The following is a 17,079-nucleotide window of genomic DNA, read 5'->3' as shown; positions in this document are numbered from 1 at the left end:
AACCCCTAAATATAAATTAAGGAAAAAGCGAGTCCTTTAAAACAGAGGAAGTTCCAAAGCCTTTGAAGGGTTTTCCAAATTTTCAATCAAATAGTTTAAACCAGAAGAGCTTATTCTGAAAAGTTTATTATACCCTTCCTGCAAATTGGGAATTTGTAGTTTTTTGAAAGTAGCACGGATGCCGACCTCTGGGATACATTCTTTATAAGCTCTCCTGTTATTTCTTTTCAATGCCTCCTTTAATGTGATGTCAAAGAAGCAACCGATAATTTCATAACCAGCCTGCTTGGCTGGTACTATATATCTTTGGCGATCCCTGGCTGTAGGATTTGTATTATCAACTACAAATCTGGCATTTGTTTCAAAACAGGTACTCATAAATCTTCTTTCTCTATTTCTGGTCTTAAGCAGATCAAGACTTATGAGCACATGTGATTTGAAAAAACGTTCTTTAAAAAAGGTGGTCTTTCCCGATCCCTGAATACCTGTAAATAGTAGTATCTGCAATTTAAAACTCCATACAGTGCATCATTCGACCTCTTTAGATTTCAAATTTTTTTGCAAGTTCATTATCGATTACATATATGCACACTTCTTTGGCCCCCTGTTCTGTATAACCAAATTTCTTTCTCAAATTTCTCATCAAATACTTAACGTCATCCCTGATTCTTTTATCGTAAGTTTTAAAATCATTAGTACTATAATCTTTTATAGCTCTCCTGAAATTATCATTATCAAGGAATGGATCAAGAGAACGTTGTTTTAAATTCTGAACATAACGCTCCTGTAATGCTCTAAAAAGCGCAGTATCAGTAATCGGTCTGTTTTCAACCAACATATCCTGAGTTAGGGTGTTTGATGTATAATCTTTTTGAGTTTCTTCTCTAAAGGACCACCTTCTGGAAGCCCCTACACCACTTCCAAGTATTCTGGTTTCAATAGACTCGAAAAAATCCTCAGTTATTTTCAGCTGCTCTCCGGTATACGTACATAACTCTACTGCTGGTGGTTCAAAGTTTACAGCAAAGATATAGTTGAGAATGTCTCTTTCGATTTGCTTTTCGTTGTAGTAGTATAATGCTTCTTTAACTTCCTGCAAAACGGTATAATTATACATCCTAAGAAGCGAATCAAGAAATCCTGCAGGAATTGACCTCATCAAATCACGTTTTTTGCGAAGGAAAAAATCTACCAGCATTGACATGTTTATCAGCTTATCCTGTTTGTAATAAGTTGATATGAAATCATCAAAAATTTTTATTGAATCTCTACCTGAAATCCCACTGATACCTTCGCGATCCGACTCACCAATAATCTTACGTCTCCTTCTTGCAGTCAGACTCTTTCTGTCTTCTTCGGTAAGCCAGGACGGAATAATACCTGAATAAATATCCATCTTCAGTAGCTGAAGATTTTCATCACAGTAGAGGTTGTATTTCTTTGGATCCCCGATCCATTCAAGAAGCGCCTCAGAGCGTGTATTCATCCGTGAGGATATAATTACCCTGGCAAAATTGTTCAATACTCGTGGTAAGAACAAATCTTCCACATGAGAGCCAAAAGTGTGACGATAAATTTTGACTTCTGTAGCCAGATCAAGCACATAGGGGATATTAATATACTCTATTCTATCACTAAAAGACCTAAATTCTCTGACATTATTTTGATCCTCTGGGTTCATAATAGCCAAAAGTAGCGAATTAACATTCTCTTCAATATCATCAACCTTATGCACACCTTCACTAATAATGTTGTGCAGTTCGATAAGTCGCTCTGTATTATGGCTCTTTATATCCATTAAGGCGTATATTCCATTGTTAGTTTTTGCATATCGTGAGTATAGATAAAAGACTTCAGAAGAGTCTTTAAGCAATGCATTAATCTTTCTCTGCATTAAAGGGTTATGAATGATGCTGTTTTCCGGAGAACGGTCACCAGGGTTAAAGATGCTTATACCCTCACCCAGTCTTCGGTTAAAACGATATTGGCGAGCATAAATCATCTTGTGAACAGCTTCGGGATTTTTCAATTTACTTAACAATGCTCTGTAAAGACTTGAGCAGAATGTGCATGGTTTTTCTCTAAAAACCCAGTGATACTCTTTGCTGGAAAATAATGTTTCTAGAAAATCTGAATTTTTAAAAACATCTCTAAAAAAGATCTCCCTGTAATGTTTGGGGATTATAAGGATCGGATGATCATGACTTGGACATGGGATTTCAACTAACCCATCACTTCCTGTTGTAGCGAAGCGTTCGTGAAGATGATTTAAGGTATTTTCCCTTTCTCCTCCCAGCATTAACGCAAGCTGTTCAAACAATGGCTCTTTATCTATGGTAACACCAAATTCTGATGGATCAAGTCGCCAGATGGTTTCATAGCGCATCCCTTCATCACAGTTAGCATAGCTTTCCAATTTTCTTAGCAGATTATTGAGAAAAGTACTTTTACCACATCCAGGTGGACCATTAAATATATAGATTTTATTCTGCTGTGCGCCTCTGCGCATTCCTTCTACAAGATTCACCAAACGATTTGCAAATATTCTGTCAGCAAAAAATGGTCTGTCTGAATCTACCTCAAAAAGGTTACTACAATTATAATCTACATAATGTATCGACTCAGGATCATTTGGATACTCATCAACTCCAGAGCCCAGGTAAGTTGAGATCATATCATGGAAAACCTGAAATACGTTTCGAAGCACAATCTCTGGAGTTTTGTACATTTCCCTGAGAAATAGTTCAAAAGAAATAGGTGGATGCGGACTTCGGTCTGTCATACGCCTATTAAGATTACCCAATGCATTGTTTACATTTTCCATAATTTATGTAAGAACCTTCCGTGATAATTTTCTGTCTTTCATTGTATACAAAACACGTTGCCATCTACGCTCTTTATCTGAATTTCCATTATCCGTTCTTCGTACACTTCTGCCAAACCCTACACTTTTGGTATTTTTGTCAACCTCACTGGTTTCAAGCTGAACCGGTCCGCCCCATAGAAATTCAATTCCAAGCAGCACGTTTGAAATATATTCATTCACAAGTGGTTTCTGTTCAAAATGATGATACAGATAGAGTACATCGTTAGCATTTCTGTCCATATCCACAGTTATATAAGGCGGATGATAGAGTTGCTCCTGAAGCATCTGACGGTACTGTTCTGCCTTTCTGCTTTTTACATAATATTCCCAAACCATTCTACTTTGATTTAGCTTTTTACCGGCAACAAATAGATTGTGCTTATTTACAAACTCCTGATCGACAAACGTATCGATAAAAAGGCTATCGCTAAGGTTTCGGCAAACATCATAAATAAGCTCTCTACCGCGGCCCTCTGAGGCGTCAAAATCATTCCGTTCTTTTCTATTAGAGAGCTTATCATAAGCCATTGAATATTTTCCCTTATCCCCCAGCTCTTCAATATACTGAAAAATCCTTATCCCCAGAGCATATGGGTTCAGACCAACTCTTGGCATAGAAGCGATTCCGGCATGAAGTTTGGCAAAATCGACTTCGTGACCCTTTATCCTGTCATCACTCAAAAACAGATTTTCATGCCAATAACTTGCCCACCCTTCATTCATTATTTTTGTACGTATTTGAGGCTGAAAAAACAACGACGTTTTTCGCACAACCTCAATTATTGACTTCATCCATTTGTTCTTTCCTCTATTCAACGATTCAGAATTATTAAGGATATATTGCATAATATCCTGTTTTCCATCTTTTCGTACAGAAACATATCGTTCATAGTTTGATGTAAATTCAGGAAATCGTTGTTGTACATCTGCAAAGAAGACCTGTTCCACAACGGAAGGTGAATCACCAAGACACTTATTGTACCGCTCCACTTCCTTGATGTATTCACTAAGTGGCACTTTTTTTACTTTCTGCAAAAACACATCAAAATAGTAATCAAGTACAGTAATTGAATCCTGAGCCATTCCATCATATCTGGATAGTTCATTATGATATCCTACCAAATTGTCGATAGCCCTTGCAAACTCTATTATGTAATCAACCCACCTTCCTTTTTCGGACCGAAGGTTAGAGATCATACGTTTATCAGATAGAGCTTGCCCTGTAAAGTCGTAATCCCACGTATTGCGAAAAAACTGATTATTTTGGAAAAAATCCACATGAGCAAGAACGTGATAGAAAATCATCACATTCATCCAGTCGGGGTTATTATCATTGTAGAAGGATATTGCCGGTCTGGTGTTTATCACTGTTTCATACGGGTTATTTGGATAAAGTTCATACCGCCCCTTCTCCTTCAACACCTCTACATCATGTACCCAGTAGTCATACATAGTTGGTATCATCAGTTTAGGTGTCAGCTCAATGAGATCTCTATTTGTAACGATATACTCAAGAGTTTCATTTCCAAACCTTAAACCAGCATCATATGCCCGTTCTTTACAGCCTTCCATTATTTTCTTTGTTTTCTGATTAATTAATTCCATTTAGTGTAGAACCTCTTGGGAAAGAAGTTTTCTAATTCCTTCAATTAACCGACTCTCATCTGCATTTTCATGGAATATATCCATACGGAGAAGGTCGGCATATTCATCAAGCATTCCGGAATCTTCAATATACTTTTGAACTTCAGTTTTCTGCCCTGCACTGTAACTGTGTTCAGCAATGGAGATTCCCACTCTGCTTGCATAGGAAAGGATCTTTTTAAGTTCAGGAAGAGCTTTTTCTCCAACAGTATCCCAATCATCGCCATCGGTACCCTGAAAGAGGAAAATATTGTAATCCTGAGCTAAATTCTCCTTTTCGACAATTTCATTTACCAGGGTATAAGCAGCCGAAACCTGTGTTCCTCCTGCAACCTTTGAGTTATAATAGGTGTAAAAATCAGGTACTTCTTTTGCTTCAGTGTCATGCACAATAAAACGTGTTTCTACTCGTTTGGCATACTGATAAAGCAACCATGAGTATATAAGTACATGTTGTGCAACGACCAGCTCTGTGCATTTACCAGCCATAGAACCAGAATAATCCCGCACAAAAAACACCATGGCTTGTGATTCATAATCCTTCTCTCTGGAAAGAACCCGGTAGACTTTATCTCTGGGAGACACAAGAAGGTTGGTGCTGTCAATACTACAGGGCTCAGGAACACGCCCCAAACCGATATTGGTTTCGAGTACTTTTCGCAAGGTAGCTTTTTTATCAAGCACCTGGCCAAAACCTCTGTTTTTATCGGTAATATCGTAGGTATATTTGCTCAAAGCACGTTTGGTACCTCTGTCCTTAAGGTTGGGTAACTCAAACTTTTCAGTCAGTATTCTCCCAAGGTCATAGGCGCTTGATTCCATTTCGTGAGAACCACCCTGCCCTTCCCCGGATCCGGTTCCTTCGCCCTTCTCTGGTCTGACTGGCTGCTCTCCTATAACCTCTCCTTCCTGCCCTTCTCCATACCCTCCAGCTTCTCCATCTTCAGAGGGATCTTTTACCGAATCGTGTATGAGTTTTTCTTCCACAGTTGTGGGGACAATCACCACAGAATCACTTGCACCACGTCCTGGTTTAAATAGTTTACCAACTCTTATTTTTCGGGGAAAGCCATCTTTTTCCCTTTGCCTGTCCCGATCCAGAAGCTCATCAATTGTTGATATACCTATCTGAACTGTATAGTTACCCCTTGCAAGCTTTTGAACCATCTGTGCATCGTTGCCGGTATATATACCGGGCACTGCAGATGTTTCAGGTGAATCCACCGTTAAAGGAAGAGAGTGATCTCTCTCTTCCCCATGTTCTGCATAATCAGCAGCAAGCTTTTGCTCCAGAGCATCCAAAAATTCAAATGATTTATCAAACTTATCTTTATATTCCATCAAAACCCCTAATTCTCATCTTCCTGAGTGCAGAAGTATTCTATTGTTTTTTGCGCACAGGTATTACAGTAATTAAGTTTATTAAACATCGTTTCAATCATACGATCATAAAGTTTTTGATTTTCATCATTTGTTCTATTGGCAAGAGCACCAACCAGACTTCCTGCTCCGGCGATATCACTCTTAAGGCGCACATCTGTTACGGCTTTAACCAGTTCAAGATTGTCCATGAAATCATATCCCGGGTTCAAGGAGATTTTCTGGCCATATATTTTCCTGATACTGGTTCTGAATGTATCTCGCTGCTCTCTTGTTTTCAGTCCTAACCGTTCCTCAACGCTAGTTATATACCTTTCATCAATCTTTAAAGCCTTTAGTTCCCCATTTTGAGGATCTTTATATTTCCACATCTTATCGGGGCCAAGATTCTCCGCATCAATACCGATTATCATGTTTACATAGTTCATAACATCTTTTCGTATCGCATAGGGTTCATCCATATAAGCATTAAACATTTCTGTCATAATCCTTTCACGATACAACCCCTTGGCAATTTTTAGATCCTCAAGATATTTTTTTCTGTCATTAGGATCGGTAACATAGTCAAGAACTACCCGTTCAAGAGCTCTAAATACATCATATGCAAAAACACATTTACCTTCATTTGTTTCAGAGCTTTCTATCAAAAGCTGTACAGCTCTACCAAGATTTCTCTGTCCAAGCCCTTTTTGTCCAAACCTTTTAACAATTGAAGTATCCTGATTAAGAGTATCAATTACCTCTGCCAAAGTTTTAATACTTTTTTCTCCAGCCACTTCTCCTGCAGATAGTTTGAGCATTTCAATCGGTGTAAGTTTTTCCGACCTTGGCAAACGTGACAGAACAACAGCAATAGAAGCTGCGTAGTTAAGATTTGGATCCTGATGAAGGACCTCTTTATTAAGAGTTGTTCTGGTCTCTGAACCTATAACATACTGTGTCAGCTCTCTTTGAAGGCTGTAGTTGGTATTATGTGAGACATAACAAATACGACATCTGTCTACAATCGGGGCCTCTTCCTTTTCTGAAAGGAAACGATTGAATTCAGAATTATTTGAGGTAGCTATGATTAAAGTATCAATTGGCCATTTGTATCCATCGACTTCGATCATACGGTTTTGTATCACCCCAAGATATACCTGCACAAGATCCTTTTTGTTTTTGTAGATCTCATCACTGAAATGTATTCCTCCTCCCGCTACACGAGCAAGTGCACCTCGCCTCAGATCGAAACGATAGGGGTTATTGGTGTCACTGATATGTAACAGTCTCTGTATAGACTCTTCTCCAAGTAAATCAACTGCAGAAGAGGTCATTTTGTCTTTTGCAGGATATTTTCCAGTAATTGTACCTAAACTCTCTGAGAGTGGGACGGGTACGATTTCTACAAATGAAAGCATCTCGTCTATGTTTTCAGATGTATATTCTCTAACCTCACTCCAGATATAAGAGCTACATGCTCCCAAGGGACGATAATTATCGTATATCTGCTCAATATCTTTCTCGGTGAATCCTACCTTTTTAATAAGAAAATCTTTTGTCTGATCCTTACTCTCTAAGAAATTCATCGCAAGAACCATAGGATCTTCATAGGTCTGTGATTCAATGGTTGTAATTTTCCCGTAAGTGCCAAGTTTATTCAGATTTTTAAACCTGAAAGTATATTTACGGTTTTTCTCCTGGCTGAGAAATTCTCTATACCGGGAACAGAGAAATTCTACAAAAAATGTTTTCCCGTTACCAGGCTCCCCTACCAGCACAAAAGCCATCTCTTCTGATGATCCACCTTCGGCAGCATCTTTAACATATGATACAAAGCTGTTGATTTCATCATACATACCGATCACATGTTTTTTACCGGTGCGAAAAATACTGAAATCATACGTAGTCTTACCATTTACAGAGACTTTGTCTATAGGGTTCTCAAGAATCATGCGCGCTACGCCCTGAAAGGCATTCTCAAACACACGTTCTTTGTTTTTTACAGCTGTAAGATGATACAGCAAATCACTGCGGTTTTTTAAACCCATTATTCCTCCTGAGGCTATTCTAGGTAATTGATACATTTTCATCTAAGCGGACACACACCCAGCAAACTTTTTTTGAAAGTATGGTCTTTGGGCTGACCTTTAAATTAATCTCCAGATAGATAAGAGGTACCTATCTATACTTTGGTTTAATCAACTGATCCGATTCTAAGGATGGCAAATTTTTATATCACCAGCACAAAACTATCATTTATTTAACAGAGTCCAAGCTGCTGTTTTTTTTGTTTTCTATTCGAAGGGAATTACGCATTAAGAGCAGATTTTATTTCTCCGGATATTCCCTAAAGTTGTAAATATCCGGAGAAGGGGAGTTTTTTAGCAGTTTTCGGCTATCATCATAATAAGTTTTTCGGAGTCACTCCAACCCAAACAGGGATCAGTAATGGATTTTCCATAAACATTTTCCTGGGGTTTCTGTGCACCATCTTCAATATAGCTCTCAATCATAAAGCCGCGGATAAGGTCCTTAAGAGCGGAAGAATGCTTTCTGCTACGCAGAACCTCTTTTGCAATTCTGGGCTGTTCCTTATAGCTCTTGGCCGAATTATCATGATTGGTATCAACAAAAATGGTTGGGTTTCGCAGCCCCCGCTTCTCATACTCCGAAGCAGCCAACATCAAATCTTCGTGATGATAGTTTGGCATTGTACGCCCATAATTGTCTATAGAACCCCTTAAAATCAGATGTGAAAAAGGGTTTCCCTCTGTTGCCACTTCCCAGCCATTATAAGAGAAGGTGTGAGGTATTTGAGCAGCCAGTACAGAGTTAAGAGCGACCTTTAAATCACCGCTTGTTGGATTTTTCATGCCAACGGGGATATCCAGCCCACTGGCAGTAAGTCTATGCTGCTGGTTTTCAACAGATCGGGCTCCCACCGCTACATAGCAAAGAAGATCATCAAGATAAGGATGGTTATTTGGATAAAGCATCTCATCAGCTGCAGACAAACCACTCTCTCTAAGCGCTTTTATGTGCATCTTCCTTATTGCAAGAATCCCCTCGGCAATATTGGGACTCTTTAAATGATTTGGCTGATGTGCCATTCCCTTATACCCCTGACCAGTAGTTCTCGGTTTATTAGTATAGATGCGGGGAATAAGGATGAGCTTATCTGCCACCTTCTGCTGTAATTTGGCAAGTCTGGAAACATAATCGCAAACAGCCGCCTCATCATGTGCAGAACAAGGTCCAATTACAACTATAAAGCGATCCTCTTTTTTCTGCAAAACTGCCTGAATTTCCCGATCACGTTGTTGCTTCATTTCATTTAGCTCTGAAGGAACCGCTACACTTGTCTTTACCTCTTCGGGGGTAGGTAACTTTCGTATTTGGGTAAATCCCATTTGCCTCTCCTAAACATTTGCTTCTTAATGACTAAACTGATACACCTATTGGAGTTTAGCTCTGGACCCGCAGAGCTATCCTTATTAAGTCGATACACTAACTATAAAATACATAGTAACCGGCTATTATTCTATTAATACTTTTTAAATTGAGCCAACAAAACAACTATAGCTTAGCTACCTCCCAAGCACCTTTTTTTTGATTGGCTTACTCGTTAAACAGATCAAGAAATCTATCTTCATAGTCTCTATACACCCCCATCTCATCCAGTAATTTCTTTAGTTCTATACCTTTACTGCGATCTTTTTTCACTTGTTCGAACATCTGCTCTATCTTTTCACTCTGGTTTCTGTTTATAATATCCTGCTCTGAGATGATAGATTCACTGGTAATCTGTTCCAGCTCTTTTTGTAGCTCTCGTTTCTCACCACCCAACAGATTAGGTAACTGTTCTTTAATTTGTGACTCGATTTGCTCAAATTGTCCATTTAAATTATCAGTGTTTTTTTTCACTTCATCCAGATCAATAGAACAATTTATAATATCTGAAATAGAAGAGATAACTGGTAATGCGGCTTTTGGATAAGTAAAATTACCAGCATATACAGGCATAGTGGCTAAAATACAAGCGGAGTCAAGGCCTTTTGAAGAGGCGATTACAGGCACCGCCCCAGGTAAGCCGTTAATTTCACCAGACATCAAAGGACTTATACCGTTATCCCTGAGCTCTTTAGATATCCTTTTGCTGTTAGCTGCAAAATAAAGCTGTGAGTTTTCAGTGTGACTCATTGCATAAGGAATAGCAGAAACTGTTAATATCTGTTTAACATTGTATTGACGTGCTACACCAAAGACTTTTTGCAGAAGGAAAACCCCTTCAGTTCCTCCCATCTGTATATTACTTTCCATGATTATCACGTCTGGGGAAGTACTGTAATAAAAGCTGCAAAAAGGAGCGTCGCCTGTAATAAACCTGCCATTTTCAACAAGTCCGGAATGTGGCATAAAAAACGATTTCACATCGATGCCACCGAGGGGCTTAGCTTGCAATTTTCTTCGGATGTAATCAACACTCACAAGACCTACATTACCCACACCAGGCCATGCAGCTATCAGTACTGGTGGATTTGTAAATTTTATATCACTGTTTTCAAAAGGTATTAAATTATTTGACATATATATCACCTCCTGCCCACCCGCAACGCAATACTTATGCCAGCTTAAAATGTGGTGATTTTACTGTCTGATTTTCTATTCTAAGAGAATGCATCGTTTAATTTTAACACACAATCGTTTAGTATTGAAACAATTGCGATACAATTTTTTATCACTATTTTTATCTGTTTTTGGTTCACCAACTGCTATGCATTGTCTGCCGATACACTATTTTTTAATCTGTTTTTATGATGCTGCGAATCTCCCCATGCATTAACACCAATTTCACGCCCCAGTGATAAAATCCTTCTCTCAAGACAGTATCTGCACTGTTCCTTATTTTCATCAACACAGGGTTTATTCTCGTAAAGCAAGTAGTCTTTTCTGACCTCCACGGGAGTTAGCTGTGGCATTATCACATTTGCTCCGAAATCAAGTCCCTGTTCCCTACCATCATCTTTAAGTGCTTGCAGAGCTGTTGTTGCTGCAATATTAACGTCTCCTAAGACGATTCTTGAAGCAGCTATCATTAAAAGTGATTGTTGGAAAATCGCTTCGCTGCCTTTTTTATTATCTTCTTCATACACGCTCATCGGTGTTTTTGAATGGACTATAAAGGGACCCATTCCGATCATGTCGATATCATGTTCCTTAAAAAACAGTATGTCTTCTGCTAAGTGCTCCACAGTCTGGCCGGGAAGACCAATCATAACACCGGTACCAACCTGAAACCCCACATCTTTTAGCATACAAAGGTTATCAACTCTTTCAGAAAAGTTCTGATCTGGTGGATGGATTGATGAAAATAACTCTTTATTACTGGCCTCAATTCGTAACAGATATCGATGAGCACCAGCAGCGTAAAAACGCTCGTAAACTTCTTTAGTCTGTTGTCCAACACATAGAGTTATACCCAACCCACGGGGTAGAGTATCAGAAGTGGTAATCTTTTTTATTTGACACACAACTTCCTCAATATAATCGATAAATGAAGAGTCCTGTCTTTCACCCGATTGCAGAACAATGGAGCCATATCCCTGATCAGCACACCATTTCGCAGCATCAATTACATTTTCCTTATCAAGAAAAAACCTTTTTACAGAATTGTTACTTTTCCGTATACCACAATAGTTACAATCCCTTATACAGGTATTTGAAAATTCAATAAGTCCCCGGTAATAAACTTTGGCCCCACAGTTTTCAAATAATTTTTTTTGGGCGGCCTTTTTAATTTTATCTAATTCGGAAGATTTCCGCACCGAGAGTATTTTTATGATATCCTCTTTACTGAAGTTTTCCTTTTGAATAATCTCATCAATACTCATCTGTGTTTTTTAGTCTCCTCTCAATAATACCTTTATGTGCACTGGTCAGCTTTTCCCAACCATATACAACAAATCCCTCTTTTTCGTTTACAATAATTTTATACGGTGCTGCAACTGAAAAATTTGATACCCTTTCACCTGTAAACTTCCACCGCTTGCCCGTTATTACACATCTTAAAATTTTAACTCCAAACTGCTTTTCGAGTTCATCAACACCTTTATCTGAAGCCATAAGTAAATACCTCCACTTTGGTTTGACCTAAAAATAGAGATCTCTCTGTCCCTCAGCTGTTTTAGTATAGTAGTTCATGAAATCATCAAATATGGCAGGCATTTTCTCTCTAATTTCTTCTATTTCTTTGGTAATAATTTTCTCACCGATTTCTTTTGTTGTATCGCTTGCAAAATCGTCAAGCCATTCGCGATAGGTTATAACCGCGTTTAGTTTGCAAAATTTCCCTTCAGCTCCGGTTCTAAGCAGATCCATTATACATTGCCCAGTTCTTCCACACCTATAGCCAGCAGTACAAAAAGAGGTAATATGACCCATTTGGGCTAATTCTCTGACGACTTCATCAAGGCTTCGTGTATCTCCAAGGATAAACTGTTGTCGGTCGGCTTGCTGATTCGATCCCTCATAGGAATTATACGCGCCAAGTCCAATTTTGCTTGATGCATCCGTCTGCGTAATCCCATAAGGAATCAATGATCTCCTCATTTTGCTGTTTTCTCTTGCGGTCAAAATCATCCCGGTGTAAGGAACCGCCAGCCTTAGGACGGTAACTATTTTCCTGAAATCTTCATCACTTACCTGGTATTTACTATTCAATGTAAAGGGAGTGTTTTCAGCAGGTTCAAGTCTGGGAAAGGAGATAGTATGAGGACCAATACCAAACTTTTCCTCCAATTCTATTGCATGATGCAGTAGGCCCATGACTTCAAATTTCCAGTCATAAAGACCAAATAATGCGCCTATACCTACATCATCAATACCAGCCTCCAGGGCTCTGTGCATACAATAAAGCCTCCATCTGAAGTTGCCTTTTATCGTTGAGGGTGGATGAACCACGTTATAGGTATTGTGATGATACGTTTCCTGAAAAACCTGATACGTACCAATCCCTATCTGATTAAGTCGCTTAAGATCTTCAGTAGACAAAGGTGCCGCATTTACATTAACCCGCCGTATCGATGTTTCTCCCCCTTTTACAGAAGCTTTAACATTATAGATAGCCTCCATTGTGTTGGCCATATAATCGACGTCGCTTTCGGGATGCTCACCGTACACAATAATCAATCGTTTATGACCGATTGTTCCAGCTAGAACCTCTATTTCCCTTTTAACCTCCTCAACAGAAAGAACACCTCGCCTGACGGCGTTGTTATCGGTTCTCAAGCCACAATAAAGACAGTTATTTACACAGGCAGTACTGAGGTAAAGTGGCGCGAAGGTAACTATTCTGTTGTCATAAACCTTTCTTTTTATTTGGCCTGCAGCAACTTCCATCTCTTTCCACATCTCCGGATCCTCTACATTCAGCAGTGCAGCAGTCTCCTCAGGTGTAAGCGTCTCAATTGCAAGCGACTTACTAATAATATCTCTGATATACTTATTATCCGGATTAGAACCATTATTAAGTTCAGTTTCAATTTGTTTATCGTTAATAAAGTCACTACCATCGGGGCGAAGATATTTCTTTATCTGGTCTTCACGCACCCTGTTTTCTACCCACATTTCCTTGTTTAAATTACCCATCAATCTTTCCTATCTACGGCATCATTTACCGCTGTCCTTACAGTGTTTGTATTTTTTGCACTTATTATCTTATGTCTCTAAAGGGATTCGTAAGCCTCAAGAGCTGCAGGGAAAGGCTTTAAAACACGTTTTATAACGCCCTGGAGACAGGATATCGCCACTCCGTAATTTGTTATCGGAACACCCCAGTATTGAGCTTTGGAAAAGCGGGTTAAAACCTCTTTTCGTGAAAACATACACCCCCCGCAGTGTATTACAAGTGAATACTCCTTTAAGTTGGACGGAAAGTCCCTGCCACTGCATACATCAATATCCAAGTTAAACCCTGTGTGCTGGCGCAGCCACCCTGGTATCTTAACCCGACCGATATCATCTTTGGTAGCATGGTGAGTGCATGCCTCAGCGATTAAAACTTTGTCCCCTGGTTTAAGTCGATCTATTTGAGCAGCCCCCTTTGCTGCCGTTATCAGATCGCTTTTATATCTGGCAAAGAGAATCGAAAATGTTGTGCAGAGAATATCCTGAGGTGTTTCAGCAACCATTTTCATCACTACCTGTGAATCGCATACCACAAGGTCAGGTTTTCTTGAAAGCAAACAAAATGTATTCTGATACTCATTCTCCTTTACAACTATAACAGTACTGTTATTATCAAGAGCGTCTCTCATTGTCTGAACCTGGGGCAAAATAAGTCTACCTTTAGGAGCCTGAAGATCGATTGGTATTATAAGGACCGATACACCACCAGGAGGAATGAGATCCCCAATCAGGGCCGGTGGATTCAAATATTCTTCGGGAAGACATTCAACCAACCGTTCTTTAAAACTATTTACATATTCAGATCTTTCTTCATCTTTTTTGCATGAAGTAATGCATATGTACTTAGTAATCCTTTTAACAGAACAGATATAATTATCAGCAACCGGCTTTATATCACTCTTATTTACAATTATAATTAGTGGTACTTTATGTTTATTTGACTCCTCACTTACAAGTTGTTCATATCTACCCCATATCCCATTTTCCACAATAAGTACAAATACATCAGCTCTTTCAAATACAGCTTTAGTTCTTTTAATTCTTTTTTCAGAAAGCTGTGATGAATCATCAACCCCTGCAGTATCCAGAAAAAGAACGGGCCCCAAAGGCAAAAGCTCCATAGCTTTCTCTACGACATCAGTGGTTGTACCGGGTTGTGGTGATGTAATGGATACATCCTGACCGGATATCATATTAAGAAAACTCGACTTCCCTACATTAGTTCGACCAAACAGACCGATTTGAAGTCTCATAGACTTGGGGGCTTTTTGCATCATCTCCATTTTTCTCTCCAGTATGCCAAAAGAAGATAAAGAGGAAGAACACCATCTTTACCAATTGGAACTTTGCAATCACTTACTTTTGCTTAATGCCGATTTTACAGTAACTCCCGGAACAGAACCCAACTTTCCTGTAAGCAACCCAAGGTCGTCCGTTGAAGCATCTACCACCAGAGTTATGACACAGCAGTTTTTTTTATCATACGGCACACCAGTTCTTGCCACAATAACGTTTCCACAATCAGATAAGATTTTATTAACCCTATCTGCAGAATCATTTCTATTCTCTACTATTATTCCTACAAAACCGACTCTTGTTTCCATTTTTTTTACCCCTTACAAAAAAAATCCCACACGGCGCACTAAATGTGCGCAGAGCGGGATATTTTTTAATCAGTGATTTTCATTTTCTCTCCCCTTGGTTTCAGAGAACATTTCTCCTGACCGCAGGATAAATACGTTTTAAAATTACCAGCGATACTCCGGACGTGGAGTGTAAGAGGTATGGAGAAGCTGGTGAGATTTTTCACTCAACGGACTACCAAGATATTCTGCATACACTTTTTGAATTTGAGGGTTTTGATGTGAACAGCGTACATTTGATTTCACATCATCCTGATAAAGACCAGCAGCCCTATTATTCCGTTTCTCGTCATCTGCTCCATATGGCTGACCACCACCACCTACGCATCCACCGCGACAGGCCATTACCTCAACGAAGTGATAGGGTGGTTCTTCACCATTTTTTTCTGCAGCTTTGATTTTGTCGAGAACCGAAGCAATGTTAGCCATTCCATGAGCAACGGCTATTCTTACTTCTGTTCCATCGACATCTACTTTGGCTTCTTTTACGCCATCCAGGCCACGAGCTTCTGAAAAGTTTACATCCTTAAGCTCATTTTTGGTTATGAGATGGTATACAGTACGAAGCGCAGCTTCCATAACACCGCCGGTAGCACCAAAGATCGTACCTGCACCAGCATATTCACCCAAAATAGTATCAACCCCTTCGTCTGAAAGGTTGTTGAAGTCGATTCCCGAAGTCTTAATCATGCGACTTAATTCACGGGTGGTAAGTGAAACATCGATATCTTTCTGGCCACTTGAGAACATCTCTTTAGAGCGTAATATTTCAAATTTCTTTGCAGTACATGGCATTATAGAAACCATGAATATTTTTGAAGGATCTACACCTATCTTTTCTGCATAGTAAGTTTTAGAAAGAGAGCCAAGCATTGACTGAGGTGATTTTGCAGTTGAGAAATGAGGTATCATTTCAGGGTAATACTTTTCAAGATAATCAACCCAGGCAGGACAACAAGTTGTAATCATAGGAATCGGAGCCGTTTTTTTAGTAAACCTTTCAACAAACTCTGAACCCTCTTCCATGATAGTAAGGTCTGCAGCGAAATTGGTATCAAACACAGCCTTAAACCCAAGCTGACGCAACGCAGCATAAAGTTTACCGGTCTGAACAGTACCTGATGGCCATCCGAAGGCCTCACCTATAGCAACACGTACTGCAGGTGCAATCTGAACGATTGGGTAAACGTCCTCTTTATGAAGCGCATTCCAAACGACATTTTCTTCAGATTTTTCGTAAATTGCTCCTACAGGGCAGTGTGCACTGCACTGTCCGCATTTGATACAAGGACTGTCATTAAGATTAACATCTGCAGCAGGTGCGATGCGGGTATTTTCACCACGCCCTAGAAATTCTAGAGCCCATACATCTTGGCTGTTCTGGCAAACCTTTGCACATCTGCCACAAAGAATACACTTTTCAGGATTTAGAACCAGTGAAGATGTTGAGGAATCTTCCTGAAGGTCTCTGAGTCGCTGAGGAAATGTCATTTCTCTGATTCCAAATTCTGCGGCGAGACGCTGTAATTCACAGTTTTGATTCCTTAGACAGGTTAAACATTCATTGGGGTGAGTTGAGAGGATTAGCTCTATAACAGAACGCCTTACCTCTACAATTTCGGAATCGTGGGTAACGATATCCATTCCCTCTGCAACAGCAGTTGCACAGGCCCTAAGCATTTTTGGTGAATTCTTTGCTTTAACAATACAGATTCCGCATGCAGCCCATGCTTCCAAGTCTCTGTGGTAACATAGTGTAGGAATATTAACAGAAACTTTTCTGGCAGCTTCAAGTATTGTTGTACCTTGATCTACCGAGACACTTTTTCCATTTATCTTTAAATTTACCTTTTTCATTAACACACCTCAACGTTAAAA

13 protein-coding genes are annotated in these 17,079 nt (G+C 39.4%); all 13 read right to left on the bottom strand.

Annotated elements, in window-relative coordinates:
* Positions 1 to 36: 36 nt before the first annotated feature.
* Positions 37 to 507, bottom strand: coding sequence for a hypothetical protein (locus QA601_09510; protein ID MDG5815315.1), 471 nt, complete (start codon positions 505 to 507; stop codon positions 37 to 39).
* Between the two features lie 34 nt (positions 508 to 541).
* Positions 542 to 2,824 (bottom strand): hypothetical protein, encoded by a 2,283-nt coding sequence (locus tag QA601_09505; protein MDG5815314.1) that lies wholly within the window; start codon positions 2,822 to 2,824, stop codon positions 542 to 544.
* A gap of 3 nt (positions 2,825 to 2,827) precedes the next feature.
* Complete coding sequence (locus tag QA601_09500; GenBank protein MDG5815313.1) at positions 2,828 to 4,471, bottom strand: SpoVR family protein; 1,644 nt, start codon at positions 4,469 to 4,471, stop codon at positions 2,828 to 2,830.
* Positions 4,472 to 5,851 carry a DUF444 family protein gene (locus tag QA601_09495; GenBank protein MDG5815312.1) on the bottom strand — a complete coding sequence of 460 codons (1,380 nt, stop codon included), beginning with the start codon at positions 5,849 to 5,851 and terminating at the stop codon, positions 4,472 to 4,474.
* Between the two features lie 8 nt (positions 5,852 to 5,859).
* On the bottom strand, positions 5,860 to 7,920 hold the full coding sequence (locus QA601_09490) for a hypothetical protein (protein ID MDG5815311.1): 2,061 nt from the start codon (positions 7,918 to 7,920) through the stop codon (positions 5,860 to 5,862).
* Between the two features lie 333 nt (positions 7,921 to 8,253).
* Positions 8,254 to 9,282: a 3-deoxy-7-phosphoheptulonate synthase gene (locus QA601_09485; protein MDG5815310.1), complete on the bottom strand. Its 1,029-nt coding sequence runs from the start codon at positions 9,280 to 9,282 to the stop codon at positions 8,254 to 8,256.
* 208 nt (positions 9,283 to 9,490) lie between these two features.
* Entirely contained in the window at positions 9,491 to 10,459 is a 969-nt protein-coding gene (locus QA601_09480) for a PAC2 family protein (protein MDG5815309.1), read from the bottom strand.
* 185 nt (positions 10,460 to 10,644) lie between these two features.
* Positions 10,645 to 11,763: a [FeFe] hydrogenase H-cluster radical SAM maturase HydE gene (hydE, locus tag QA601_09475; GenBank protein MDG5815308.1), complete on the bottom strand. Its 1,119-nt coding sequence runs from the start codon at positions 11,761 to 11,763 to the stop codon at positions 10,645 to 10,647.
* Positions 11,753 to 11,995 carry a hypothetical protein gene (locus QA601_09470; GenBank protein MDG5815307.1) on the bottom strand — a complete coding sequence of 81 codons (243 nt, stop codon included), beginning with the start codon at positions 11,993 to 11,995 and terminating at the stop codon, positions 11,753 to 11,755. Before QA601_09470 ends, hydE begins: the two co-directional genes overlap by 11 nt.
* Positions 11,996 to 12,022: 27 nt before the next feature.
* Positions 12,023 to 13,519 (bottom strand): [FeFe] hydrogenase H-cluster radical SAM maturase HydG, encoded by a 1,497-nt coding sequence (gene hydG, locus QA601_09465; protein MDG5815306.1) that lies wholly within the window; start codon positions 13,517 to 13,519, stop codon positions 12,023 to 12,025.
* A 77-nt stretch (positions 13,520 to 13,596) separates the two neighbouring features.
* Positions 13,597 to 14,841: a [FeFe] hydrogenase H-cluster maturation GTPase HydF gene (gene hydF, locus QA601_09460; protein ID MDG5815305.1), complete on the bottom strand. Its 1,245-nt coding sequence runs from the start codon at positions 14,839 to 14,841 to the stop codon at positions 13,597 to 13,599.
* A 69-nt stretch (positions 14,842 to 14,910) separates the two neighbouring features.
* Positions 14,911 to 15,162 (bottom strand): iron-only hydrogenase system regulator, encoded by a 252-nt coding sequence (locus tag QA601_09455; protein ID MDG5815304.1) that lies wholly within the window; start codon positions 15,160 to 15,162, stop codon positions 14,911 to 14,913.
* 144 nt (positions 15,163 to 15,306) lie between these two features.
* The gene (locus QA601_09450) at positions 15,307 to 17,058 is read right to left on the bottom strand and encodes an NADH-dependent [FeFe] hydrogenase, group A6 (GenBank protein ID MDG5815303.1); all 1,752 of its coding nucleotides are present in this window, start codon (positions 17,056 to 17,058) and stop codon (positions 15,307 to 15,309) included.
* Positions 17,059 to 17,079: the final 21 nt, after the last annotated feature.

It is taken from the genome of Chitinispirillales bacterium ANBcel5, assembly GCA_029688955.1.
Classification (GTDB): domain Bacteria; phylum Fibrobacterota; class Chitinivibrionia; order Chitinivibrionales; family Chitinispirillaceae; genus Cellulosispirillum; species Cellulosispirillum alkaliphilum.
Note: the sequence above shows the minus strand (reverse complement) of the source record. Positions and strands in the feature narration are given on the sequence as shown.